We start from the raw sequence: 23697 nt of genomic DNA, 5'->3' as shown, positions 1-23697 counted from the left end.
GCTCCTCCTCTCACGCCCCTTTCCAGGGTTTACCCGCCATGGTTTCCATCCGTCCCGACGAGATCAGCGCCATCCTCAAGCAGCAGATCGAGGACTACGACAAGTCCGTTTCGGTCAGCAATGTGGGTTCCGTCCTGCAGGTGGGCGACGGCATTGCTCGTGTCTACGGCCTTCAGCAAGTGATGGCCGGGGAACTCGTTGAGTTCGAAGACGGTACTGAGGGCATCGCGCTCAACCTCGAAGACGACAATGTCGGCGCTGTGCTGATGGGTGAGGGCCTGGGGATCCAGGAGGGCAGCACCGTTCGGGCCACCGGCAAGATCGCATCCGTTCCTGTCGGCGATGGCCTGCTTGGTCGTGTGGTGAACCCTCTGGGCGTTCCCCTCGATGGCAAAGGCGATCTGGGTGCTTCTGAAAGCCGTCTGATCGAATCACCGGCCCCAGGCATCATTCAGCGCAAGTCGGTGCACGAGCCGATGCAAACCGGAATCACCGCGATCGACGCGATGATTCCCATTGGCCGTGGTCAGCGTGAGCTGATCATTGGCGACCGTCAGACCGGCAAGACCGCTATTGCCATCGACACGATCCTGAATCAGAAGGATCAAGATGTCGTCTGCGTTTACGTGGCCATCGGTCAAAAAGCAGCGTCTGTTGCTCAGGTGACCGAAGTGCTGCGTGAGCGTGGCGCCCTCGATTACACGGTGATTGTGGCGGCCAATGCCTCTGACCCTGCGGCACTGCAATACCTGGCTCCTTACACCGGTGCGTCGATTGCCGAGTACTTCATGTACAAGGGCAAAGCCACTCTGGTGATCTACGACGACCTCTCCAAGCAGGCTCAGGCTTATCGCCAGATGTCCCTGCTGCTCCGTCGTCCGCCCGGTCGTGAGGCCTACCCCGGAGATGTGTTCTATTGCCACAGCCGTCTGCTGGAGCGTGCAGCCAAGCTGTCTGATGCGATGGGCAAAGGTTCGATGACGGCACTGCCCATCATTGAGACCCAGGCTGGTGACGTGTCCGCGTACATCCCAACCAACGTGATTTCGATCACCGATGGTCAGGTGTTCTTGAGTTCCGATCTGTTCAACTCCGGTCTGCGCCCTGCCATCAACGTGGGTATTTCCGTGAGTCGTGTTGGTGGCGCTGCCCAAACCAAGGCCATCAAGAAGATTGCCGGCACGCTCAAGCTGGAGCTCGCTCAGTTTGACGAACTAGCTGCCTTCTCTCAGTTCGCCTCCGATCTTGACGCGGCAACCCAGAAGCAGCTCGGCCGCGGAAAGCGCCTGCGCGAGCTGCTCAAGCAGTCCCAGTTCAGCCCGCTGATCCTTGCTGAACAGGTCGCCATCGTTTACGCCGGTGTGAAGGGTTTGATCGACGACGTGCCTGTGGATCAGGTGGTTCAGTTCTCTCGTGAGCTCCGCGAATACCTCAAGAGCAACAAGCCTGAGTTCATCGAAAAAATCCAAACCGAGAAGGTTCTCAGCCCTGAGGCGGAGACCATGCTCAAAGAGGCCGTCGCTGAAGTCACCTCCACCATGCTGGCTACGGCCAACTGAGGTCCTGAGACATGGCAAATCTCAAAGAGATCCGCGATCGGATCAAATCAGTTAAGAACACCCGCAAGATTACCGAGGCCATGCGCCTTGTGGCTGCAGCCAAGGTGCGTCGTGCCCAAGAGCAGGTTCTGCGTAGCCGACCCTTTGCGGATCGTCTGGCCAGGCTTCTGGAAAATCTCCAGGCGCGCATGCGCTTTGAAGATGCCGACGCCCCCCTGCTCGAGGAACGTTCCCTTGAAACTGTCACTCTCATGGCGGTGACTGGTGATCGTGGCCTGTGCGGTGGCTACAACGCCAACATCATCAAGCGCACTGAGCAGCGTTTTGCTGAATTGCAGGGCAAGGGCTACAAAGTGAATCTCGTGTTGATCGGTCGAAAGGCCATCAGCTACTTCACCAATCGCAGCTATCCGATTCAGGCCACATTCACTGGGCTTGAGCAGGTGCCAACGGCTGATGAAGCTGGATCTGTGGCGAACGAGGTGTTTGCGGAGTTTCTTTCCGAAACCACCGACCGGGTTGAAATTATTTTCACCAAGTTCATCAATCTGGTGAGCTGCAAGCCCGTTGTTCAGACCCTTCTTCCGCTTGATCCTCAGGGCATCGCTGATGCTGATGATGAGATCTTCCGCCTCACCACCAAAGACGGAGATCTCAGGGTGGAAACAGGTTCGGCTCCCGCCAACACGCAACCGGAGCTCTCCTCCGAGATTGTGTTTGAGCAAAGCCCGGATCAGCTTCTGAACGCCCTCCTGCCTCTCTACTTGCAGAATCAGGTGTTGCGTTCCCTTCAGGAGGCTGCGGCCTCGGAGTTGGCGAGCCGAATGACGGCCATGAACAATGCCAGCGACAACGCTAAGGCTTTGGCCAAAACTCTGACCCTTGACTACAACAAAGCCCGTCAGGCTGCGATTACCCAGGAGATTCTTGAAGTGGCTGGTGGTGCAGCTGCTGTTGGTTGATGAGACATTCGTCAATCTGATTGCCTCAAGCCGGCCTTCGTGCCGGCTTTTTTGTTGAAATCCAAGCGCCCCTTCAGCGTGGTGCATGAACGATGCTGGAGGTCTGCTGCCCCTTCGATGTGGAGCTTCACAGCCTTTTCCCAACGGTGGTGGCCACCGAGCGGATGGCGATGGACCCCTTGACGCTGGCGGGGCAGCTGCAGACACTTCTGAGCCTGCGGGGCGAGGCGGTTAGTAATCCCGATGAAGGTTGTGCATGGACCGGGGATCTCCATGGCATCTGGCAGCTGCATCAACATCACGACTTCCGATCCCTGGCGGATGAGGTGATTGCGCGGGTTTGGATGTATCTGGAACGCACAGGATTTGATCTGGACCAGATCGCCTTGCACCTCCAACGGTGTTGGCCTGTGCTGAGCATGGCTGGGCAAGTGGTGGGTCGGCATCACCATCCCAACGCCCATGTCAGTGCCGTTGTGTATCTGAGTGGTGATGGTCAGGGGCAGGAGGGAGCCCTATGTCTACATGCAAGGCATCAACTGAATGAGCTCGTTCCAGGGCTTGCCGTGGGCCATGGCGGGCCGATCCGTGAGCATCACTCTCATAATCAGAGCCTCTGGACTCTGAACCCTGAACCCGGTCTTCTGGTGATCTTTCCGTCCCGGTTGGATCACAGTGTCAGCCACAACAACGATGAGGAGTCACTACGGGTGTCGATCAGTTTCGACTTCGTGCTTACGGCCCTGGCTTCGTCTGCGCCAGCGGAGTACCTGGCGCCCCATCCCCATCAGTGGCATCGCTGTGAGCGGCCGTTGTCCTGAGAGGATGCGGTCTTCCAGGACAATCTCGAACGGATGAGCGATTCCACGGCAGCGACCTTCGCCATCAGCGTTGAGCTGGATGGGCAAACCCATCAGTTTCAGTGCGGCGCTGATCAGACCGTGCTTTCAGCCGCTGAAGCAGCGGGAGTGGCGGTGCCCAGCTCCTGTTGTGCCGGCGTGTGCACGACCTGTGCTGCCCGCATCCTCGATGGAACCGTGCATCAACCGGATGCCATGGGAGTGAAGGAAGAGCTCCGCCAAGACGGCTTTGCACTGCTGTGTGTGAGTTATCCACGCTCAGACCTCAAGGTGCTTGCGGGTCAGGAGGATGCCCTCTACGAAGCGCAGTTTGGTCAGTATCAGAAGTGAGGATTGAGTCGCTTCAGCTGCAGCTCGCGCTCCCAGCCCACCGAACGGCCTCGGATTGGCGTCGGAGGATCCTGGACCATTTGCGAGTGCACGGCGAGCCGCTGCGCTGGGCGATCACGTCGGTGATGGATTCACCAGAGGGTGGCTCTGAGGTGGTGATCGAAGCGGTGATGCTTCAGCACGAGGGGTGACGTGATGGCTGCCGTCTTCCCCACACTGATGATTGTGCCCACGGGGATTGGATGCGAGATCGGAGGGTATGCCGGTGATGCGCTGCCGGCTGCGCGGGTACTCGCGGCGGCCTCGGGCTGTCTGGTGACCCACCCCAATGTGATGAATGGGGCCGCCCTCTACTGGAGCGACGAACGCATTCTTTACGTGGAGGGATGGGGGCTTGATCGTTTTGCAGCTGGGGAGCTGGCGCTGCGAGGAGGACGGCGGCAGCGGGTTGGCTTGCTGCTCGACGCTGGGATCGAACCGTCGCTTCGGGACCGCCACCTCCAGGTTGCCGATGCCTGTCGCGCCACGCTCGGCTTGGAGATTGGCCCGGTGGTCACTACGGATGTCCCTCTCGAAGTCACGCTGCGGCAGGGGGAGAGTGGGGTGAGCTGGGGCTCGCTCGAGCGTCCTGATGCACTGCTTCGCGCTGGGGAGAAGCTGCGTGAAAGGGGCGCAACGGCGATCGCTGTGGTGGCTCGATTTCCGGATGATTCCGGCAGCGAAGCGTTGCAGGCTTATCGCCATGGCAGCGGCGTGGATGGGTTGGCTGGTGCGGAGGCGGTGATCAGCCATCTGCTCGTGCGGCATCTTCAGATCCCCTGTGCCCACGCACCGGCTCTGGCTCCTTTGCCCCTTGATCCTCAGCTGGATCCGCGGGCGGCAGCCGAAGAGCTGGCGCATACTTTTCTCCCCTGTGTTCTCGTGGGGCTCAGTCGTGCACCCGATCTGATTCAGTCGGCATCAGCGCAGCCTGGAGATCTGCTGGCTTCCGGGCTTGGGGCCCTTGTGGTGCCGGAGGGTGCTTTAGGGGGTGAGGCCGTCCTGGCCTGTTTGGAGCGGAACGTCCCGGTGATTGCCGTCACCAACCCTTCTGTGCTGCAGGTGTCGTCCCATTCCATGGGACTTGAGGGACGGGTGGTTGCTGCTGCGACCTATGCCGAAGCTGCCGGGTTGCTGCTGGCGATGCGGGAGGGGGTGGCGTTGCCATCGCTGCAGAGGCCTCTTTTGCCTCTGGACTGCTGTTCCAGCACTCGAGACTGATCGCATGGCCAGGGGGTTTGCAGGGTCCGCTGCTGATCGGGATGCGTGTCCTTGTGGTTCCGGTGCCCCGTTGGCGTCATGTTGCGGTCCTTTTCATCAGGGACTGGCGAAGGCGCAAACGGCTGAACAGTTGATGCGGTCGCGTTACAGCGCTTATGCGCTGGGTGAGATTGAGTATTTGATCGGCACGCACCCTGAGCCACAAACTCCGCTTCAGCAACGGCGTCGCGAACTACGGTCCAACAGCCGTCAGCTCCGATGGATGGCACTCGAAATCCTCGCTGTGGAAGGTGGTGGCATCGAGGATTGCCAGGGCACTGTTCAGTTTGCAGCGCATTTCGTCGCGTCTGGACAGCGCAGATGTTTAAAGGAAACCTCGCTGTTTCAGAGACGGGATGGGCAGCTCAGTGGGGAATGGCTTTACATCCGAGCCCTGTGATGGCTTCAGCGCAGGCATGCCATGGGATGGCGTGGCGGAACGTTTAAGGCCTTTGCGACGCCGGGGTGGCAGACCGCTCCTTTCACGGTGTTCAAGCCAGACAGCAATTCCGGCCGTTCCGTGACGGCTTCTTCCAGTCCTCGACCAGCGATGCCAAGGATGTAGGGGAGCGTGACACTGACCAGGGCTTCGGTGGACGTGAACGGTACGGCTCCCGGCATGTTCCCGACTGCGTAGTGCTGCACCCCGTGGATGCTGATCGTGGGATCGGTGTGGGTGGTCTCCCGACTCGTGGCGATGCATCCGCCCTGATCGATGGCCACATCCACGATGGCTGAACCAGGTTTCATCTGTTTCACCATCTCCTCGTCGACCAGTGTCGGGGCCCGCCCTCCGGGAGTGAGCACGGCACCAATGAGCAAGTCGGCGGTCGGCACGAGCCGCTCCAGCAGTCCCCGGCTGCTCACCACACTCATCAATCGTCCTCGCCGGTCGGCCTCCAGGCTGCGCAACCGCTCCGGTGATCGATCCAGGAGCATCACCTCGGCATCCATGGCTGCTGCAAGCCGTGCCGCATTCCAGCCGACGGTGCCGGCACCCAGCACCACCACCCTTGCCGGTTGAACACCGGTGCAGCCACCGATCAGCACACCACGGCCGCCATTGGGCCGCTCCAGCAAGCGCGCGCCCACCTGAGCCGCGAGACGGCCAGCAATTTCGCTCATCGGCGCGAGCAGGGGCAGGCTGCCGTTTTCCAGTTGCACCGTCTCGTAGGCCACACCCGTTGTTCCTGCATCCAGCAGCGCCTGGCCCACCTGGGGATAGGCCGCGAGGTGCAGATAAGTGAAGAGCACCATGTCATCGCGCAAAAGACCGAATTCCTCCGGCTGCGGCTCTTTCACTTTCACCACAAGGTGAGCGGCCCAGGCGTCGTCGCGGTCGACCATGCGTGCACCAGCTGATGCAAAGGCGTCATCGCCGATGCCGGCACCGGCTCCCGCACCGTGTTGGATGCGCACTTCCAGCCCTTGAGTCACCAACTCCCGCACGCCATCCGGTGTCAGGGCGACCCGCTGCTCATCAGCTTTGATCTCAGTAGGCACCCCGATACTGGCCATCGGGGCCGTCAGAACGGAATGAGCCATGGAAGGCAGAGATGTGTTCTCAATCTGGCTCAGATGGCTGCAATCGGCAGCCGCCAGCCACTGCCGAAGGCTTGATTGCTCACTTTCAGAAGCGGGGGGGCCTGTCGCCGCTTGAATTCAGCCCGGCGGAACAAACGTTCAATCCGGTTCACATCCTCAGGATCATGCCCGGCGCTGATCAGCTGCACACCACTCATTCGATGTTCGATCAGATCCACCAGCAATGGGTCCAGCCGCCCGTAGTCAGGCAGTGAATCACTGTCTTTCTGGTCTGGTCGCAGTTCGGCGCTCGGTGGTTTTTCAAGAATGGCTCGTCCGATCAACGGGCCATCAACGGCCAGCCCCAGTTCGGACCGACAGGCACCGGCCTCTGGGCTGTCGAGCCAGTGGCAAAGGGCGAACACGGTTGATTTGTAGAGATCGCCGATCACCGCCAAACCGCCGTTCATATCGCCGTAGAGGGTGCAGTAGCCCACGGCCAGTTCGGATTTGTTGCCCGTGGAGAGCAGCAGTTGCCCCTGCTGATTGGCCATGGCCATCAACAGGGTTCCGCGGATGCGTGATTGCAGATTTTCGGCTGTGATCCCAGATGGCTCGGCGTCGAGGGCTGGTGTGAGCGTGGCCTCAAAGTCGTCCATCAGGGTTTGAATCGGCACGATCCTTGAGGAGATGCCCAGGCGTGCTGCCAGAGCCAGGGCATCTTCGAGCGAACCGGCGGAGCTCCAGGGAGAGGGCATCAGCAGGGTCTGAACTTGTTCAGGGCCCAGGGCGGCGGCGGCGATCACCGCCACCAAAGCCGAATCAATGCCGCCACTGAGTCCGAGAAGCGCCTTTTTGAATCCGCATTTGATTGCATAGTCCTTGACTCCTGTCACCAGTGCTCGGAACAGCGCCTCGAGGCCGGCGTCTTGGTCTTGCCCTTGATGGTGGGGATGGGGGGCCTGCTCGCTTGGGCTTGCTGGTAATTGCGCCGTCCACACCGCTGTGCTGACGCAGAAGCCGGGCAGCTGCAGCAGCGGGGTGCTCTTCCCTGGAGCCATCACGAAGCTGGCGCCATCGAAGACCAATTCATCGTTCCCGCCCACCTGATTCACATACACCACAGGACATTGCAGGCGTGCAGCTGCACGGGCTGCGAGCTCACGGCGGAGGGTCGCCTTGCCCCGGCTGAAGGGAGAGGCCGAGCAGTTGATCAAGGCGTCAATGCGTTCGGGCATTAAGGCTGCGATGGGATCCGGGCCTACCAGGCGTCGCTCCTGGAGCTCCTGGTCCACCCAGAGGTCTTCGCAGATGGTGAGGCCCAGGTGCCAGTCGTGGTGGTTCACGCGCAGGCTGATGGTGGACGGACTGCCGCTGGCGCGGAAATAACGGGTTTCGTCAAAGACGTCGTAGCTGGGCAACAGCTGCTTGCGGGCGACAACACGCCATCCCCCCGCCTGCACCAGCGCCATCGCGTTGTAGAGCCTGGGGTGTTGCTGATCAGGGGCCACCTCGGCCACACCAACGAGGAGGGCCACATCCAGTTGTGCGGCATGCAAGCGCTGCTGCAGTCCGTCTAACGCCTGTTGTTGCTGCTCGAGGTGAGCGGAGCTGAAGAGCAGATCCCTCGGTGGGTAGCCCCAGAGAGACAGCTCCGGCGTGACCAGGAGGTCCGCACCGACCTGGCCGTCCACCTGGGTCGCATCCAAGGCCGCGTGAATGCGATCGGCATTTCCCAGAAGGTCCCCCACCAAGGGATTGATCTGGGCCAGGGCGATACGCATCAGCACTCAGGCGGAGGAGGAGTGGAAGCCGTACAGATTGTGCTCCAGCAGCAGAGGCCAGAGCGTGTCGGGGATCTGGTCATCGCCACTGGCCTGGCGGACCGCTGAGCTGGCGGTGGCTGGGATATCAAGGGACAGAATCCTTGGACGGGCACCGAGGCGTTCGAGGCCCTGCAAGTCGCCATCCTCGATGGGCCAACCTTTGCGGGGAACAATGCCCAGTTCACAGAGACCGAGCCACTGATCGCAGTGTTTCCAGCGAGGGATCTGCGTGGCCAAATCGCTTCCCACCACGAAGCAGAGAGAGGATTCAGGCCAGCGTTGTCGTGCTCGCTCCAGCGTGGTGATGGCATAGGGACTGCTGAGATCCTGAGCCAGTTGCAGGCGAGGGTTACCGATCGTCTGAACGACACGATCCAGCAGATTGCTGCGTTGCTTGAGCTCGGCGCCATGGCGTTTGGACGGGTTGTCACTCGCCCACGTCACCACTCTCGGAAACTCCCCGAGAAGACCTTCAAGCAGGGCCTGATGACCAATGGTGGGGGGATCCGCGCTGGTTCCCAGAAGTGCAATCGTGCCTCTGCTCATGGCAGCAGCGATTTCAGGGCCGGACGCGTCGGCGCATCCGGCCAGCGATGCATCAGTCCGATCAGACCGCGGTCTGTGCGGCACAGACGTCGCATCAGGCTGATAGGAATCGGCTGGTTGCGGCGACCGCGACCGCGTTCCTCCAGCAGCCAGCGGGCTGTCAGTCGGCCGGTTCGGCGGGTGGTGTGAACCGCCAGAGCCGCCTGGGCCACCGCCACCGGGGCTGCCGGGGCCAAGCTCAGCCCAGCGCTGAAGGGTGCCGCTAGCAGAAGCAGCTGGCGTATCACTCCCAGACTTATCTGCAGCCCCAGCTGTGCTCCCCCAATCAGGGCATTCTGGCCACCGAGCTGACGGAGCAGTCGGCGGGCTGCTGGGCCTCCCAGGGGAAGGTCGTACAGCGCACAGAGCTGGCTCACCAAGGCGGCATCACAGGCCATGCCTCCCGCAAGATCGAGCAGCATTAAAGGATTGGCGGCCAGCGCTGCTGCCTTGAGGGCGGCGTAGCGACCGATCAGCCCCTGCGCTTCCCGACGGCGCCGCAGCAGACGGCCGGTTTCGAGTTGCTGCTGAATGCTCGTCGCTTGCCGCAGGCTGTTCAAGAGCAGCAGGCTTTCGCCGTGCTCAGCCAGCAGCAGTGACAGGTGGGTCTCTAGACGCGCCACATCGGCCGGCTGCTGCTGGCTGCGGATGCGTCCGTCGCTGAGCTGCACAGCCCGCCGTGGCGCCGCCGCCGCGACAACCGGCGCTGGGAGCCCGTGCGGCAGGCGGCGTTTGATGCTGGCGAGCAGAGGAGCCAGCTCATCGTTTGGCCAGCAATCGCAGCGATTCAAAACGGTGACCACCGGTTTTCCCTTTTTCTGGAGGGTGGCGAGTGCATCGAGCTCAACCTGGGTGATGTCCCCATCCAGCACCAGCAACACCAGGTCGGCGTTCAAGGCCACGCGCCCCGCCAGGCGAGCCCGGGCTGGGCCATCGACCTCATCGATCCCTGGTGTGTCCACCAGGTCGACGGCTTGCAGTCCTGGAATTGGTTTCGGCCAGGGAGTGCTCTGCTGTTGTCTCGTGCAGCCATGGGCCACATCCGTGGCCATCAGCGACTGGCCCACAAGGGCATTGACCAAGCTCGACTTGCCGACGCCGACTCTGCCGAACACGGCGATCCGAACCCTGCTCTCCTCCAGGCGATGCAGCTGGTGATCCAGGGTTTTGAGGGCACCGCTCAGCAGACCCTGCTCAAGGGCGGTCAGGTTGAGCTGGTCTTTCCACAGTCGTAGTACCTGTGCCTTGGATGCCATCGCAGGGGAGGTGGTCATGGGATTCCGCTGCCTCCTCCCTTGCGCCACCATCCAGCAAGGACGGCCAGGACGGCATCGGGGCCGATGACTCCGACGAAGCCTCCGAATTCATCCACCACGACGCGCACGCCGGCATTGTCACGTCGAAACGCGGTTAACAGTCGATCAGCGCGGATCATCTCCGGAACGAATTCGGCTGGTTCGCTCAGATCCAATGGAGTGAGTTGGCCGCGGTTCTGAACCAGCGCACTCAAGAGGCTGTCCCGGTTGGCCACTCCCAGAACCTTGTCCACCGCGTCGCCAAGCACGACCCACCACTGGGCTTCATTCTCGATCAGTGCGTCCCGGAGTTCATCCAGGCGGGTCGCGCCATCAAGGGTGGGCGCTGCCACTCGCGGGATCATCAGGTCGCGGGCGGTGAGATCGTTGAGCTGGAACACCTTGGCGATCATGGCGGCCTCATCCGCTTCGATCTGACCCTTCTGCGAACCGAGTCTGGCGAGAAGCCGGATCTCTTCCTCATCGGTGCTGATCTCGCTCTCCTCCGTGATGGCCGGCAGCAGTCGCTCAAGCAGCAGAACGAGGGGGCGCATCATGACGCCGAGCCAGTGCAGCACGGGGGCACTGGCCAGAGCCACAGGCAGGGCCAGGCGACTGCCGATCGCTTTGGGCAGGATCTCGCCCAGCAGAATCACCAGAACGGTGAGGCTGATGGAAAACAGCGGCAGCGCGACGCTGCTGCTGTCCATGCGTTTGAACAGCCAGGCGGCATAACCCCCAAGCATCAGGCTGCCAAAGATGTTGAAGCCGTTATTGGCAATCACCAGCACGGACAGGGTGCGTCCAAGGCGTTGTCGCAGCTGCGCAAGTCTGCGAGCACCAGCGACCGGACGGGGACGTGCGGCGAGCTCATGGACGCGGATGGGATTGACCGTGAGCAGCGCTGCCTCCACACCCGAGCAGAGGGCTGATCCAGCCAGCACCACCAACACCAGGATCAGCAGGATCAGCAGGTCGGAGGTCATGGGGGTGTGCTTTGCCTGCCATCCTGACGGTTACTCGGCGACCTGTCTCTTTCGTGGCTGATTGCACCTCCATCGTTGATATCGCTTGTCATGCGGATCGTCGTCAGCGGTTCATGCACGATTTGGGAGGTGCTGCTGCTGTGATCCCTGCAGCCACCCTGGTTACCCATCATGCCGATACGGAATGGCCGTTCCGTCAGGACAGTGATTTCTGGTACCTCACCGGTTTTGACGAGCCCGACGCGGTCGCCCTGTTCCTCCCCCATCGACCGGAGGGAGAACGTTTTGTGCTGTTCGTGAACCCGCGCGAACCGGCCGCTGAGGTCTGGACCGGACGACGCTGGGGCTGTGAGGGGGCTGTGGAGTGTTTCGGTGCTGATCTCGCCCACCCCCGCGCCGAGCTTGAGCAGCGACTGCCGGACTATCTGCAAGGCGCTGAGGGAATCGCCTTCCGCGTCGGTCGCCATCCCGCAGTCGAGCCCCTTGTGGTTGCCGCCTGGGCGGGGCAGCTCGATCGTGCGTCGCGAACTGGCAGCGCAGCCCTGGCCTTGGTGGCTCCCTGTTCCTTGCTGCATCGCATGCGTCTGCGCAAGGAGCCGGCAGAGCTGGAGCGACTGCGTGAGGCCGGACGGATTTCTGCAGCCGCCCACGAGTTGGCCCGCTCCGTTGTGAAACCGGGGATGCGCGAACGTCAGGTTCAGGCCTTGATCGAGGAGCATTTCCTCGATCAAGGGGCCCGTGGTGTGGCCTATGGCTCAATCGTGGCGGGTGGCGACAACGCCTGCGTTCTCCACTACATCGAGAACAATGCCGTGCTCCAGGATGGCGATCTACTGCTGATTGATGCCGGCTGTTCGCTGCCTGACTACTACAACGGAGACATCACGCGAACGTTCCCGGTTAATGGTCGTTTCAGCGGCGAGCAGCGTGAGCTTTACAGCCTTGTGCTCGCTGCGCAGCAGTCCGCGATTGACAGCGTCCGGCCAGGGCAGACTGCTGAGGGTGTTCATGACACGGCCGTGCGCGTTCTGGTGGAGGGGCTCGTGAGCCTTGGCCTCCTTCAGGGGGATGTGGATGGCCTGATTGAACAGGGTGCTTATCGCCACCTCTACATGCACCGCACCGGCCATTGGCTTGGACTGGATGTTCACGATGTGGGTGCTTATCGGCTTGGTGAGCATCACGTGGAGTTAGAACCTGGCATGGTGCTCACCGTGGAGCCCGGGCTCTATGTGAGCGATCGTCTGCCCGTTCCGGAAGGGCAACCCAGCATCGACGAGCGCTGGAAGGGCATCGGCATTCGCATCGAGGATGATGTGGCCGTTAGGGATCACGACGAGGTGCCCGAAGGCCATGAGGTGCTCAGCGCTGACGCCCTCAAGTCGGTTCAAGCCATGGAGCGCTGAAGTCAGACCAGATCCAGCATCAGCCAGAACAGGAACACCACGAGAAGCATCAACCCTTCGCTCCCGAGCACCTTCGGATGGGGGCGAAGCAAAAACAGGGTGAGGGCCAGCAGCACCATGGAGGCGGGCTCGAGGCCCAGGATCACCTCAGAGTGGATGATCTGCCCGATGATGAGCACCGCCGGAACGGTGAGGCTGATCGTGGCCAGTACCGACCCGAAGAGGGTGTTGAGGGCGCGCTGCAGCTGGCCACGGCGCGTGGCCTGAATGGCGTTCAGCGCCTCAGGGATCAGGATCAACATGGCCACGAGAATCCCAGCCAGAGCTCCAGGGAGTTGCAGTTCGTTCACGCCCCGTTCGATCAGCTGCCCCATGGACTCAGCGATCAGCACCACCACCCCGAGACTGGCGACCAGCAAGCCGCCTGCTCGCCACGGTCGGTTCGTGTGGATGAAGCCCTCAGGGTTGTGTTCGCTGTTGAGGGACGCTCGCTCCTGAGCATCCATGAAGAAACAGCGGTAAGGGCCCATCTGGTTGATCAGAAAGATCACGTAGACGCCGACGGCGACCACGGACAACACCACCTCGATCGGCAGGCTGAATTCACCCTCTGGAGAATCAGTGCTGAAGTTGGGGATGATGAGAACGAGCACGCTCATCGTGCTGATGAGGTTGTAAAACACCATCGATCCGGCCATGTTCGGGCCCGCGAGGTCCTCCTCACTCATTGCTTCGTCAGACTCGAGTCCCTGCCTCGATTGCCTGGAGGTGAGCGCCATGCATAACCCGGTGATGCCGGTGAGGGCGATCATCAGCACGGAGAACATCGAGTCACGGGCGAGCGTGGGGTTCTGCTCGCCCGTGATCATGGTGCTGCCGATCAGGGCCAGCTCGATCACGATCACAGATCCTGTGAGCACCAAGGTCCCGTAGGGCTCGCCGAGTGTCTCCGCCAGCAGTTCGGCCTGATTGGCCACTTGCTGGGAGAGGAGCACCACAACGGCTCCCAAGATCAGCAGTCCAGCAATGATCAACCCTGCATCACTGGCCAGCAGCCACTCCAGAACTCCGCTGAAACTGAGCAGGGCGAGCACACCGCCTCCCAGGGCGAGGGTGGACAGCTCGTTGCGGATCTCCATGACCGAGGAGGACAGTGCCGATCGGCTGTTCATGGACGCCTGGGGGTGTTCACAGCCCACACGTTGGCAGTCCTTTCAGTGCTGCGCCGAGGATTCCAGCCATTCAGTCACGGCCATGGTGCTGCTCAGGATGTGGTCAGCACCAGCCTCCTTCAACCGCTGTTCGTAAGCACGACGCTCCACAGGGTGAGCATGAAGGTGCGGAGGTGCGACTGCCAGGCTGATCCAGGTTCGTTCTGGTTGCTCTGCCCTGGCACGGATGACGGTTTGAACGTCGGCCACGGTGTCTCCGAGGTAGGCCACCGTGGTTGGTTCACGGCTGCTGAGCAGAGCATGACTGAGCTGCAACAGTCCAGTGGGATCTGGTTTGTCGGGAGCATCTCCCATGGCGATCAGAGGCGGCGCTTTGAGCCCCAGGCGCTGCTCGAGCACGAAGCGTGCGGAGGGTGGCTCTGCGCCGCTGACGAAACCCCAGGCCCATCCGAGGGCATGAATGGTCTCAAACAGAGATGCATTCACAAGCAGCGGCTCATCGCCGATGTAACCGCTCCAGCTTTCGGGTGAAGCCCCAGGATCGCCACCGAAATAAAAGTCGCTGAACCGATCGATCAGGGCCTGGCGTTCCGGCAAGGGTGAACCATGCCGTTTCAGCAGTTCGAGGCTGGCATCCCAATCGTTGTTCCATCTCCCCTCTCCCTTGAGAGCATCGATCTGCGAAGGGCTTGGTCGCCAGCCGCTGTAGTGCTCAACCGTTGCTTGCAGGGCACGGCGGTAGCTTCCGGCGACATCCCGAATGACGCCGTCAATATCGAACAGCAGGAGCTGGCGAGGATCGCTGGAGAGGCTCAGATGAGATGGGGTGAAGGCGGCTGTTAGGTTAGTTGTTTGTCCTTAATCCTTGAGCGCTGACACCATGACGGTTTCCGAAGGCGCTGCCGTCGACCAGGAGGTCGCCACTGAGGCAGCAGCAGCTGATCAGGCACCGCAAACAACTGACGCCGATCAGCAGCAGGAGCCAAAGGAAGGCCGCCCTGTGATGCGCGGCGGAAGCGCTGCACTGGCCTCTGCCACCATCGATGCCGACGGTGTTCCTTCTGGCTACACACCGAAAGCGGATGAAGGACGCTTTCTCCTCAAGATTCTTTGGCTGCCCGACAATGTGGCGCTGGCCGTTGATCAGATCGTGGGTGGCGGTCCCAGCCCTCTGACTGCTTATTTCTTCTGGCCTCGTGAGGATGCCTGGGAAACGCTCAAGGGTGAGTTGGAAGGGAAGTCCTGGATCACCGATAACGAGCGCGTTGAAGTGCTCAATAAAGCCACAGAAGTGATCAACTATTGGCAAGAAGAGGGCAAGGGCAAGAGCCTGGAAGATGCCAAGGTCAAGTTCCCTGATGTCACCTTCTGCGGTACCGCCTGAATCCAGCGCTCATTCGTGTTCTCAGTACGACCTGCAGTTGCAGGTCGTTTTTTTGTCCATCTGTTCAGATAAAAAAGCCGGGATCTTTCGACCCCGGCTTTTTTGAGAATTCAAGTGCTTGAAAACTATTAGTCCTGGTTTTTCGCTGCCTGTACGCGAGCGCGAGCTCGATCAAGGGATTGCTGAGCCTTCACTTTGTCGGCTGAAGCCGGCTGTCCCTCCATTTTGGAGACTTCGTTTCTTGCAGCTTGCAAGTCCGATTCGGCACTTGAAGCGTCAATGGAACTGCCGAGCTCAGCAGAATTCACCAGAACGGTGACGTCATCGGCATCCACTTCCGCGAAGCCACCCATGAGGGCGATGGACTTCCAACCCCCATCGGCGCGTACACGCAAAACACCCACATCAAGTGCGGCGAGCAAGGACACGTGGCCGGGGAGGATTCCAAGCTGACCAGTGGTACTTGGAAGAATCACCTCGTCAGCTGAACCGTCGAACACACTCTGGTCGGGTGCCAGCACGCGGAGGGTGAGGGACATGGAAAGGGAAGACTTGGGGTCGGTGCGTTGGAGCTGAATCGTGGTTTTGGGGACCGACCGTGGATGGTGGTCCCCGGAAGCCTCACTTGGCTTCTGCCGCGATCTTCTCGGCCTTGGCCTTGACCTGGTCGATACTGCCGACGAGGTAGAAGGCCTGCTCAGGGAGGTGGTCGAGCTCACCAGCGAGGATCTGGTTGAAGCCGGAAATGGTTTCCTCCAGCTTCACGTACACACCAGGCATGCCGGTGAAGATCTCAGCCACGAAGAACGGCTGGGAGAGGAATTTCTCAATCTTGCGCGCACGATCCACGATGCGGCGGTCATCTTCGGAGAGCTCATCGAGACCCAGGATGGCAATGATGTCCTGAAGCTCTTTGTAGCGCTGCAGTGTGGACTGCACGGCACGGGCCGTCTTGTAGTGCTCTTCGCCAACAACGGCTGGCTGAAGCATGGTGCTAGTGGAATCGAGAGGATCCACAGCGGGGTAGATGCCCTTGGAGGCCAGGCCGCGACTCAACACGGTGGTGGCATCAAGGTGAGCAAACGTGGTAGCAGGCGCCGGGTCGGTCAGGTCATCAGCAGGCACGTAGACCGCTTGAATCGACGTAATGGAGCCCTCGAGGGTGGACGTGATGCGCTCTTGAAGTTCACCCACGTCGGTGCCAAGGGTGGGCTGGTAACCAACAGCTGACGGCATGCGGCCCAACAGTGCGGACACTTCAGATCCGGCTTGAACGAAGCGGAAAATGTTGTCCACAAACAGGAGCACGTCCTGCTTGTTCACATCGCGGAAGTGCTCAGCCATGGTCAGTGCCGAGAGACCGACGCGCATCCGTGCACCGGGGGGCTCGTTCATCTGGCCGTAGCAGAGGGCCACCTTGGACTTCGACAGGTCTTCGGCATTGATCACCCCGGAGTCCTTGAATTCCTCGTAGAGATCGTTGCCTTCGCGGGTGCGCTCACCCACACCGCCAAACACAGACACACCGCCGTGCTCTTTGGCGATGTTGTTGATGAGTTCCTGGATCAGAACGGTCTTGCCCACGCCGGCACCGCCGAAGAGGCCGACCTTTCCGCCCTGGCGGTAAGGGGCCAGGAGGTCGATCACTTTGATGCCTGTTTCGAAAACCTTGGGCTTGGTTTCCAGCTCAGTGAGCTTGGGGGCTGAACGGTGGATCGGTGCCGTTGCAGAGGCGTTCACTGGGCCCTGTTCGTCAACGGGCTCGCCCAGAACGTTGAAGATGCGGCCGAGGGTGGCTTCACCCACGGGAACACTGATCGGAGCGCCTGTGTCGAGCGCTTCCATGCCGCGGACCAGGCCGTCAGTGCCGCTCATCGCCACGGCACGAACGCGATGATCACCCAGCAGCTGCTGAACTTCTGCGGTGAGGGCTACCGGCTGACCTGCCGTGTTGGTTCCCTCGATTCGAAGTGCGTTCAGAATTTTGGGCAGCTTGCCGGCGGGAAATTCCACGTCCAGAACCGGGCCAATGACTTGGCGAACAACGCCCTTGGTACCGGCGGAGGCGGGAGCAGCAGCGGCCATAGGAAAGGAGGTGTGTGAGGGACGCGACATGCGCACCCTTCTCGAGCGGCGCAACGATACCACCGCCGTGAGCGCCACCGGAGGGTTCGGTCACCCGCACGCTCAAATCATGGTCTGAGGGTGGTCGGCACGCATAGGTTGGCAGTCGGTGACCTTGAGTGCCAGCTCGGGTCGCTTTCGCGCTTCGGCGCCCTGTCCCTGCTCCCGCAAGTCCCCCATGGCAGCTGTTTCTCTCAGCGTCTCCACCGTCAAGCCCCTCGGCGATCGCGTCTTCGTCAAGGTCTCCGAATCCGAGGAGAAGACCGCTGGTGGCATCCTTCTTCCCGACACCGCCAAGGAAAAGCCCCAGGTGGGCGAGGTGGTTCAGGTCGGCCCCGGCAAGCCCAACGAAGATGGCTCCCGTCAGGCTCCAGAAGTCGGCGTCGGCGACAAAGTTCTCTACAGCAAGTACGCCGGAACCGACATCAAGCTCGGCAGTGACGAGTACGTGCTTCTGTCCGAGAAGGACATCCTCGCTGTCGTCAACTGAGACGGCACCGCTTCGGCTGAACATCACTCCACCTCCTCTGAACATCGCCTCCCATGGCTAAGCGCATTATTTACAACGAGAACGCACGCCGCGCGCTCGAGAAAGGCATCGACATCCTTGCCGAATCCGTTGCCGTCACCCTCGGCCCCAAGGGTCGCAACGTGGTGCTGGAAAAGAAGTTCGGCGCTCCTCAGATCATCAATGACGGCGTCACCATCGCCAAAGAGATCGAGCTCGAGGATCACATCGAGAACACTGGTGTTGCTCTGATCCGTCAGGCCGCCTCCAAAACCAACGATGCTGCCGGCGACGGCACCACCACCGCCACTGTCCTGGCCCACGCCATGGTCAAGGCGGGTCTGCGCAACGTGGCTGCCGGCGCCAATGCCATCACGCTGAAGAAAGGCATTGATAAGGCTTCCGATTTCCTCGTTGCCGAGATCAAGAACAAGGCCAACCCGATCAGCGACAGCAACGCCATCGCTCAGGTGGGCACGATCTCCGCTGGCAACGATGAGGAAGTGGGTCGGATGATCGCCGACGCCATGGACAAGGTCGGTAAAGAAGGAGTGATCTCCCTCGAGGAAGGCAAGTCGATGACCACCGAACTGGAGGTCACCGAAGGCATGCGTTTCGACAAGGGCTATATCTCCCCTTATTTCGCCACCGACACCGAGCGCATGGAAGCGGTGCTGGATGAGCCCTACATCCTGCTCACCGATAAGAAGATTGGTCTGGTGCAGGATCTTGTTCCCGTGCTGGAACAGATTGCCCGCACCGGCAAGCCTCTGCTGATCATTGCTGAGGACATCGAGAAGGAAGCTCTGGCCACCCTGGTGGTGAACCGTCTTCGTGGTGTGCTGAACGTGGCTGCTGTCAAGGCTCCTGGTTTCGGTGACCGCCGTAAAGCCATGCTCGAAGACATGGCTGTGCTGACCAACGGGCAGCTGATCACTGAGGACGCCGGTCTCAAGCTCGAAAACGCCAAGATCGAAATGCTGGGCACTGCCCGCCGCGTGACGATCAATAAGGACACCACCACGATCGTTGCCGAGGGCAATGAAGTGGCTGTGCAGGCGCGCTGCGAGCAGATCAAGAAGCAGATGGACGAAACCGAGTCCACCTACGACAAGGAGAAGCTGCAGGAGCGTTTGGCCAAGCTTGCTGGCGGTGTCGCTGTGGTGAAGGTGGGTGCAGCCACCGAAACCGAGATGAAGGACAAGAAGCTTCGCCTCGAGGACGCCATCAATGCCACCAAGGCGGCTGTTGAAGAGGGCATCGTTCCTGGCGGCGGCACCACCCTGGCCCATCTGGCCCCTACCCTCGAGCAGTGGGCTTCGTCCACGCTCACCGGCGAGGAACTGATCGGTGCCAACATCGTGGCCGCGGCTTTGACCGCTCCACTGATGCGCATCGCTGAGAATGCCGGTGTCAATGGTGCTGTTGTGGCCGAAAACGTGAAGGCCAAGTCCTTCAACGAGGGCTACAACGCTGCCAATGGTGAGTATGTCGACATGCTGGCTGCTGGCATCGTCGATCCCGCCAAAGTAACCCGTTCCGGTCTGCAAAACGCGGCATCCATTGCTGGCATGGTGCTCACCACCGAGTGCATCGTGGCCGATCTTCCCGAGAAGAAGGAGGCAGCACCAGCTGGTGGCGGCATGGGCGGCGGCGACTTCGACTACTGATCAGCACGAATCAGTGGCGTCGATCGGTATCGACTCTGTTCAACCTCAAGACCCCTGCTTCGGCGGGGGTTTTTTTGTGGATCTCTGCGAGCTTTAATAATTGAGAGTTGTTGGCTTGTGATGATCCTGCGTCGTTGGTTGCGCGAATTTACTGAGTTCTTCTTTCAAAAAGGCAATGCCCTCAACCTGGCCATCGCTGTGGTGGTTGGCACGCAGTTCCAGCAAATTGTGGATGCCATCAGCAAGGATCTGCTGATGCCTCTCCTCAACCCTTTGGTGCGTGGAGGGGACTGGCAAAACCTCGTGATTCCTTATTACGGAGGAGACTTGGCGATCGGGAAAATTCTCGATGTCATACTCAACTCCCTGATTGTTGGTTGGGCCCTTTTCTTCATCATCAAAGCCATCAACCGGTCACAGCGCACTCTTGAGGGTGGAGTGAAAACGATCAGAGAGTCGGTTAATCCGAAGCAGGGCAACGACGGGAACTGAACTATTTCAGCCAGCCAGCGCTGAGGATGATCGCAAGGGTGAGAAAGACCGCCAAGGTGGTCCAGGTGATGCGGTTCAGGGTTGCCTCAGCGCTGCTTGAGCTGGTGAACGTTGAACTGCCACTGGCGGCCAGTCCTCCCATGCCGTCGCCCTTGGGGCTGTGCAGAAGGACAAACAGAATCAGCAGAAGTCCACTGCCGATCCAGATCCAAGAAAGAACGGTTGTAATCATCAATCGATCCTATGGCGGTTCGGGTCAAACAGGCTGGGGCAGTCTGGCGCTGGCCGGCGCTGCCGTGTCAATCGCTTCAATCAAGCTCTGACCCGTCATGGCGGCAGGTTTCTCGAGGCCCAGCAGCTGCAGCAAGGTTGGGGCGATGTCTGCAAGACCCCCTTCGTCGCGCAGGCGCAGGGCATTGCCCATGCCAACCATCTTGCGCTTTTCACCCTCCACAAGAATCACCGGCACAGGATTGGTGGTGTGCGCTGTCCAGGCTTCTCCGTCTTCACCGCGCATGCACTCAGCGTTGCCATGATCTGCGGTGATCATCAAGGTGCCGCCCATGCGTCCCACCGCATCGAGTAGGCGACCGATGCAGTGGTCCACGGTCTGGATCGCTTCGGTGGCGGCCTCCATGACTCCGGTGTGCCCCACCATGTCGGGGTTGGCGTAATTGATCACCACCAGGGAATAGATCCCCTTTTCGATGGCTGCGATGCAACTGTCCGTGAGGGTGTCCGCCGCCATGGCCGGGGCTAGGTCGTAGGTGGCAACGCGGGGAGATGGAACCAGATGTCGGTCTTCTCCCGCGAGGGGCTGCTCGATCCCGCCATTCATGAAATAGGTCACGTGGGGGTATTTCTCGGTTTCCGCCGTGCGGTACTGCTTCAGTCCCTCGGCAGCCACCACCTGGCCGAGGAGGTCGTCGAGGGATTCGGGGGGGAAGGCGACCTCCACGGGCAGTCCGCTCTCGTACTGCGTAAAGGTCACGACATCCAGTTTCGGTCGGTGCGGACGCGGAAAACCCTCGAAACCATCAAGGGAGAGACTCTGAATGATCTGGCGTGCGCGGTCCGGACGGAAATTGAACATGAGCAGGGCATCACCGTCTTGGAGGTGGCTGTTGCTCAGCCGAGTGGGCTCTAGAAATTCATCGGTGGTTCCAGCGGCATAACTGGCTTCGAGAACCGCCTTGGGGGTGCTGCTGCTGCAGGGATACGCAGGGTCTGTGAGCAGAGCGTGGGCGCGTGAGGTTCGTTCCCAACGCTGATCGCGGTCCATGGCCCAATAGCGGCCGCACAGGCTGGCGATCTCACCCACACCGCTGGACTGGATGGCTTCTTCGATCGTGTGGACATAACGCGGAGCACTCTGGGTGGGTGTGTCCCTCCCATCCGTGATGGCATGAATGGCCACGGTCTTGATGCCTTCCGCTGCGGCCCAGCGCAGCAGTCCACAGAGGTGATCAACGTGGCTGTGCACCCCGCCATCGGAGCAGAGCCCGAGGAGGTGCAGGGTCCGGCCGCTCTCACGCAGACGCGCAGCCAGCGTGTTGAGCGCGGGCACCGCGGGGAGCTGATTCCCGCGCACCGTGTCGCCGATGCGCACCAGTTCCTGGCGAATGATTCGTCCTGCGCCGATGGTCAGATGGCCGACCTCAGAATTCCCCATTTGCCCGTCTGGGAGTCCCACATGGGAACCACTGGCGTGGATCAAGGTGTTCGGATAGGCGTGCCTCAAGGCATCCATCACCGGGGTTTCAGCCGATCGGATGGCATTGAAGTCGCTGCCGTCACGATCGCCCCATCCATCCAGGATCGCTAGCACCACAGGCGCTACTGAAGACCTCTGCTTGGGATGTCCATCCTGGCGATCAACCGCGTTCACTCAGCGTTTCTCCCTTCTTAAGGACTTCTCCAGATTCACAAGTTACCTCCGGATCCCTCCCCAGGTGAATCGCCCCCTGATGAATGGTCAGCTTTCTCGGACGCTCCGCCGGCCAAAACGCATACACTCGGCCTCCCAGGCATTGAATCCATGGGGACGGGCGCCCAGGATGAACGGGTCGAGATTCTCTCGTCCGACGAACTGAGGAGAACATTGATGCGCCTCGCTTCTCAAGTGCTTGAGAGCGTTGGCGGGCTTGATGATCTCGTCCTGCTTGGAATTCCAACGCGTGGCGTCCAGCTGGCCTCGGTTCTGGCGCGCTCACTGGAAGAGCAGGCCGGCCGCCCAGTGGCCCGAGGAACTCTTGATCCGACCTTTCACAGGGACGATCTGGAGCGCGTGGCGATGCGACCTGTGAAAGGCACCGACCTTCCGGTGGGAGTTGAGGGGCGCGACGTGGTGCTTGTGGATGACGTGATATTTACCGGTCGCACGGTGAGGGCTGCGCTTGAAGCCATTCAGGCCTGGGGACGTCCCCGCAGAGTTCTGCTGCTGGTCATGGTGGACCGAGGTCATCGAGAACTGCCCATTCAGCCAGATTTCTGTGGGCGAACAGTTCCAACGCGTCGCAGTGAAACGATCGAACTGCGTCTACTCGACGTGGATGGGGAAGAGGGGGTGTTTTTGCGTCGAACTCAGGACGAGACCTGAAGTTCATCACTGCGGAAATGTGCCTTGTAGCGACCGAAGGCCACGATCACAGGAAGGGTTGGGCTGATCGGACGCCCTTTCCACTCCGTCAGCACGGTCACCACTTCTCCCTCACTGCCCTGGAGATCGAAGGATGTGCCCCGATGTTCCGGATGGTTGTAGACCACCACTGATGAGGCGACGACGACCTTGTCACCAGGCTGCATGAAGTTACGAATCCAATGGGGCGAATTGTCTCACGGCTCCTTCGCTTTACAGAGGCTTTCAGGCCCCTCTTCCACCAGGACACCTCCAAGATCCGAGCACCCTGCGACGAAAGCGCTCCAAGGATCCATGCCTTCGCCAATGCGCTGTTCAACGGCATCGTTCAAGCGCTCCGTGTCCACGGTGTGATCAGGGAGGTCACCATGACTGGTGTGGCTTTGCTGGTCGCGAAGGTTCTTGATGGCGGTTTCGATCTGTCGTCGAAGCGGCAGGGCATGGCGTTGCCACCAGGGATGGTCGAGTTGGTTCAGCACACTCAGGGCTTCCCACCACTGCTGACGCTGTACGCGCTCCTGTAAGCGCTCGTGATCGACGCGATTGCGGTTCCAAGTCTCTTTCAAGCTGTCGCTGAGTTGGGTCCCCGTGCGTTGCCCCCTGGTTTCGAGGGGGGACAGCGTGGCCAAGGCCGCATCGAGATTTCCGGCACGAAACTGAGCCAGTGCCTTGTTGCGCACTTCACGGCGCCAATCCTGCAGCCGCTGGCGATCACTGACTCGTTCAGCTGGGCTGCCGACTGCCGAATTCACCAGCTGAGTTTGCAGTTCCAGCGCTCTGGTTGTGTCTCCCGCTTCCCAGGTGCGCTGTGCCTGGCGGCGTCTGCAGAGAGCCTGCTCCAGGGGAGCTTCTTTCCCCAGCCAACGCAGGGCGGCCAGCTGCTCTCCGTAGCGCAGGCACGCGTCCAGATCCCCAGCAGCAGCTGCCTGCTCAAGGCGCTTTGGCAGCTGCTGCTCCCACCAGTAGGCGACTCCACAAAGGGCGACCACACCACCCAGCGTGGCGATCAGCCAGAAGCGGGGAAGGGGGCGTCGGAGCGCCAAGGAGAGATCACTTTGAAAGATCCCCTGTTCTATG

At 60.8% G+C, this 23697-nt stretch carries 25 protein-coding genes and 1 pseudogene; 13 read left to right on the top strand and 13 right to left on the bottom strand.

The genetic code is table 11. The features are described from left to right. Nucleotides 1-38 precede the first annotated feature (38 nt). The 7 genes and pseudogenes from atpA to SynPROS71_RS10835 all read left to right on the top strand — a co-directional run bounded on the left by atpA (nt 39) and on the right by SynPROS71_RS10835 (nt 5410). Complete coding sequence (gene atpA / locus SynPROS71_RS10865) at nt 39-1559, top strand: F0F1 ATP synthase subunit alpha (protein WP_006043305.1); 1521 nt, start codon at nt 39-41, stop codon at nt 1557-1559. An 11-nt stretch (nt 1560-1570) separates the two neighbouring features. Continuing rightward, nucleotides 1571-2521: a F0F1 ATP synthase subunit gamma gene (locus SynPROS71_RS10860; RefSeq protein ID WP_186595067.1), complete on the top strand. Its 951-nt coding sequence runs from the start codon at nt 1571-1573 to the stop codon at nt 2519-2521. A 92-nt stretch (nt 2522-2613) separates the two neighbouring features. Beyond that, nucleotides 2614-3342: a 2OG-Fe(II) oxygenase family protein gene (locus tag SynPROS71_RS10855; protein ID WP_186595065.1), complete on the top strand. Its 729-nt coding sequence runs from the start codon at nt 2614-2616 to the stop codon at nt 3340-3342. A gap of 33 nt (nt 3343-3375) precedes the next feature. After that, nucleotides 3376-3711, top strand: coding sequence for a 2Fe-2S iron-sulfur cluster-binding protein (locus SynPROS71_RS10850; protein ID WP_255442130.1), 336 nt, complete (start codon nt 3376-3378; stop codon nt 3709-3711). A gap of 195 nt (nt 3712-3906) precedes the next feature. Beyond that, nucleotides 3907-4971, top strand: a complete 1065-nt coding sequence (locus tag SynPROS71_RS10840; protein ID WP_186595061.1) for a DUF3326 domain-containing protein — start codon at nt 3907-3909, stop codon at nt 4969-4971. A 4-nt stretch (nt 4972-4975) separates the two neighbouring features. Continuing rightward, nucleotides 4976-5062, top strand: a pseudogene (locus tag SynPROS71_RS14015) (SEC-C metal-binding domain-containing protein); the annotation flags it as partial. Beyond that, nucleotides 5042-5410, top strand: coding sequence for a YchJ family protein (locus tag SynPROS71_RS10835; RefSeq protein WP_370586876.1), 369 nt, complete (start codon nt 5042-5044; stop codon nt 5408-5410). The pseudogene SynPROS71_RS14015 and the gene SynPROS71_RS10835, both read left to right, overlap by 21 nt. Before the next feature lie 5 nt (nt 5411-5415). Here SynPROS71_RS10835 and ald read toward each other — a convergent pair whose 3' ends face one another. The 5 genes from ald to SynPROS71_RS10810 are packed head-to-tail and all read right to left on the bottom strand — an operon-like array spanning nt 5416 to nt 11226. Next, nucleotides 5416-6555, bottom strand: coding sequence for an alanine dehydrogenase (gene ald, locus SynPROS71_RS10830; protein ID WP_186595057.1), 1140 nt, complete (start codon nt 6553-6555; stop codon nt 5416-5418). Nucleotides 6556-6584: 29 nt separating this feature from the next. Further along, nucleotides 6585-8318 (bottom strand): NAD+ synthase, encoded by a 1734-nt coding sequence (locus tag SynPROS71_RS10825; protein ID WP_186595055.1) that lies wholly within the window; start codon nt 8316-8318, stop codon nt 6585-6587. Nucleotides 8319-8324: 6 nt separating this feature from the next. Then, entirely contained in the window at nt 8325-8906 is a 582-nt protein-coding gene (locus SynPROS71_RS10820; RefSeq protein WP_186595053.1) for a nicotinate-nucleotide adenylyltransferase, read from the bottom strand. Then, nucleotides 8903-10219: a GTP-binding protein gene (locus tag SynPROS71_RS10815; protein WP_186595051.1), complete on the bottom strand. Its 1317-nt coding sequence runs from the start codon at nt 10217-10219 to the stop codon at nt 8903-8905. Before SynPROS71_RS10815 ends, SynPROS71_RS10820 begins: the two co-directional genes overlap by 4 nt. Next, entirely contained in the window at nt 10216-11226 is a 1011-nt protein-coding gene (locus SynPROS71_RS10810) for a CNNM domain-containing protein (RefSeq protein WP_186595049.1), read from the bottom strand. The genes SynPROS71_RS10815 and SynPROS71_RS10810 overlap by 4 nt, the downstream gene beginning before the upstream one ends. A gap of 53 nt (nt 11227-11279) precedes the next feature. Between SynPROS71_RS10810 and SynPROS71_RS10805 the strand changes: the two genes are divergently transcribed. Continuing rightward, complete coding sequence (locus SynPROS71_RS10805; protein WP_255442128.1) at nt 11280-12632, top strand: aminopeptidase P N-terminal domain-containing protein; 1353 nt, start codon at nt 11280-11282, stop codon at nt 12630-12632. Nucleotides 12633-12634: 2 nt separating this feature from the next. Here the strand turns inward: SynPROS71_RS10805 and SynPROS71_RS10800 are convergent, their stop codons facing one another. Then, nucleotides 12635-13771: a calcium:proton antiporter gene (locus tag SynPROS71_RS10800; RefSeq protein ID WP_186595041.1), complete on the bottom strand. Its 1137-nt coding sequence runs from the start codon at nt 13769-13771 to the stop codon at nt 12635-12637. A 75-nt stretch (nt 13772-13846) separates the two neighbouring features. Continuing rightward, entirely contained in the window at nt 13847-14620 is a 774-nt protein-coding gene (locus SynPROS71_RS10795; RefSeq protein WP_186598049.1) for a TIGR01548 family HAD-type hydrolase, read from the bottom strand. Nucleotides 14621-14684: 64 nt separating this feature from the next. Here SynPROS71_RS10795 and SynPROS71_RS10790 point away from each other — a divergent pair, with 64 nt between their 5' ends. Next, entirely contained in the window at nt 14685-15188 is a 504-nt protein-coding gene (locus SynPROS71_RS10790; protein ID WP_186595039.1) for a 30S ribosomal protein PSRP-3, read from the top strand. A gap of 128 nt (nt 15189-15316) precedes the next feature. On the opposite strand, the gene atpC is transcribed toward SynPROS71_RS10790, so the two are convergent. Together atpC and atpD are read right to left on the bottom strand one after the other, a co-directional pair. Next, nucleotides 15317-15727, bottom strand: a complete 411-nt coding sequence (gene atpC / locus SynPROS71_RS10785; protein ID WP_011933894.1) for an ATP synthase F1 subunit epsilon — start codon at nt 15725-15727, stop codon at nt 15317-15319. An 82-nt stretch (nt 15728-15809) separates the two neighbouring features. Beyond that, nucleotides 15810-17273, bottom strand: a complete 1464-nt coding sequence (gene atpD, locus SynPROS71_RS10780) for a F0F1 ATP synthase subunit beta (RefSeq protein WP_186598048.1) — start codon at nt 17271-17273, stop codon at nt 15810-15812. A 217-nt stretch (nt 17274-17490) separates the two neighbouring features. On the opposite strand from atpD, the gene groES reads away from it, so the two are divergent. From groES to SynPROS71_RS10765, 3 genes are all read left to right on the top strand, one after another. Further along, on the top strand, nt 17491-17802 hold the full coding sequence (gene groES, locus SynPROS71_RS10775; RefSeq protein WP_186583297.1) for a co-chaperone GroES: 312 nt from the start codon (nt 17491-17493) through the stop codon (nt 17800-17802). Between the two features lie 53 nt (nt 17803-17855). Beyond that, complete coding sequence (gene groL, locus SynPROS71_RS10770; protein ID WP_186583296.1) at nt 17856-19490, top strand: chaperonin GroEL; 1635 nt, start codon at nt 17856-17858, stop codon at nt 19488-19490. A 120-nt stretch (nt 19491-19610) separates the two neighbouring features. Next, on the top strand, nt 19611-19982 hold the full coding sequence (locus SynPROS71_RS10765) for an MscL family protein (protein ID WP_186595037.1): 372 nt from the start codon (nt 19611-19613) through the stop codon (nt 19980-19982). A gap of 1 nt (nt 19983) precedes the next feature. Here the strand turns inward: SynPROS71_RS10765 and secG are convergent, their stop codons facing one another. Continuing rightward, complete coding sequence (gene secG, locus SynPROS71_RS10760; RefSeq protein ID WP_186471875.1) at nt 19984-20214, bottom strand: preprotein translocase subunit SecG; 231 nt, start codon at nt 20212-20214, stop codon at nt 19984-19986. 24 nt (nt 20215-20238) lie between these two features. Next, nucleotides 20239-21870, bottom strand: a complete 1632-nt coding sequence (gpmI, locus tag SynPROS71_RS10755; protein WP_186595035.1) for a 2,3-bisphosphoglycerate-independent phosphoglycerate mutase — start codon at nt 21868-21870, stop codon at nt 20239-20241. A gap of 150 nt (nt 21871-22020) precedes the next feature. On the opposite strand from gpmI, the gene pyrR reads away from it, so the two are divergent. Next, a complete protein-coding gene (gene pyrR, locus SynPROS71_RS10750) occupies nt 22021-22581 on the top strand; it encodes a bifunctional pyr operon transcriptional regulator/uracil phosphoribosyltransferase PyrR (protein WP_186595033.1) in 561 nt (186 codons plus the stop codon). Here the strand turns inward: pyrR and SynPROS71_RS10745 are convergent. After that, on the bottom strand, nt 22566-22787 hold the full coding sequence (locus SynPROS71_RS10745) for a ferredoxin-thioredoxin reductase variable chain (protein ID WP_186595032.1): 222 nt from the start codon (nt 22785-22787) through the stop codon (nt 22566-22568). The genes pyrR and SynPROS71_RS10745 overlap by 16 nt on opposite strands. A gap of 30 nt (nt 22788-22817) precedes the next feature. Beyond that, nucleotides 22818-23663, bottom strand: a complete 846-nt coding sequence (locus SynPROS71_RS10740; RefSeq protein WP_186595031.1) for a hypothetical protein — start codon at nt 23661-23663, stop codon at nt 22818-22820. Nucleotides 23664-23697 lie beyond the last annotated feature (34 nt).

This window comes from Synechococcus sp. PROS-7-1 (assembly GCF_014279795.1).
Taxonomy (GTDB): Bacteria; Cyanobacteriota; Cyanobacteriia; order PCC-6307; family Cyanobiaceae; genus Synechococcus_C.
This window is presented reverse-complemented; position numbering and strand designations above follow the sequence as displayed.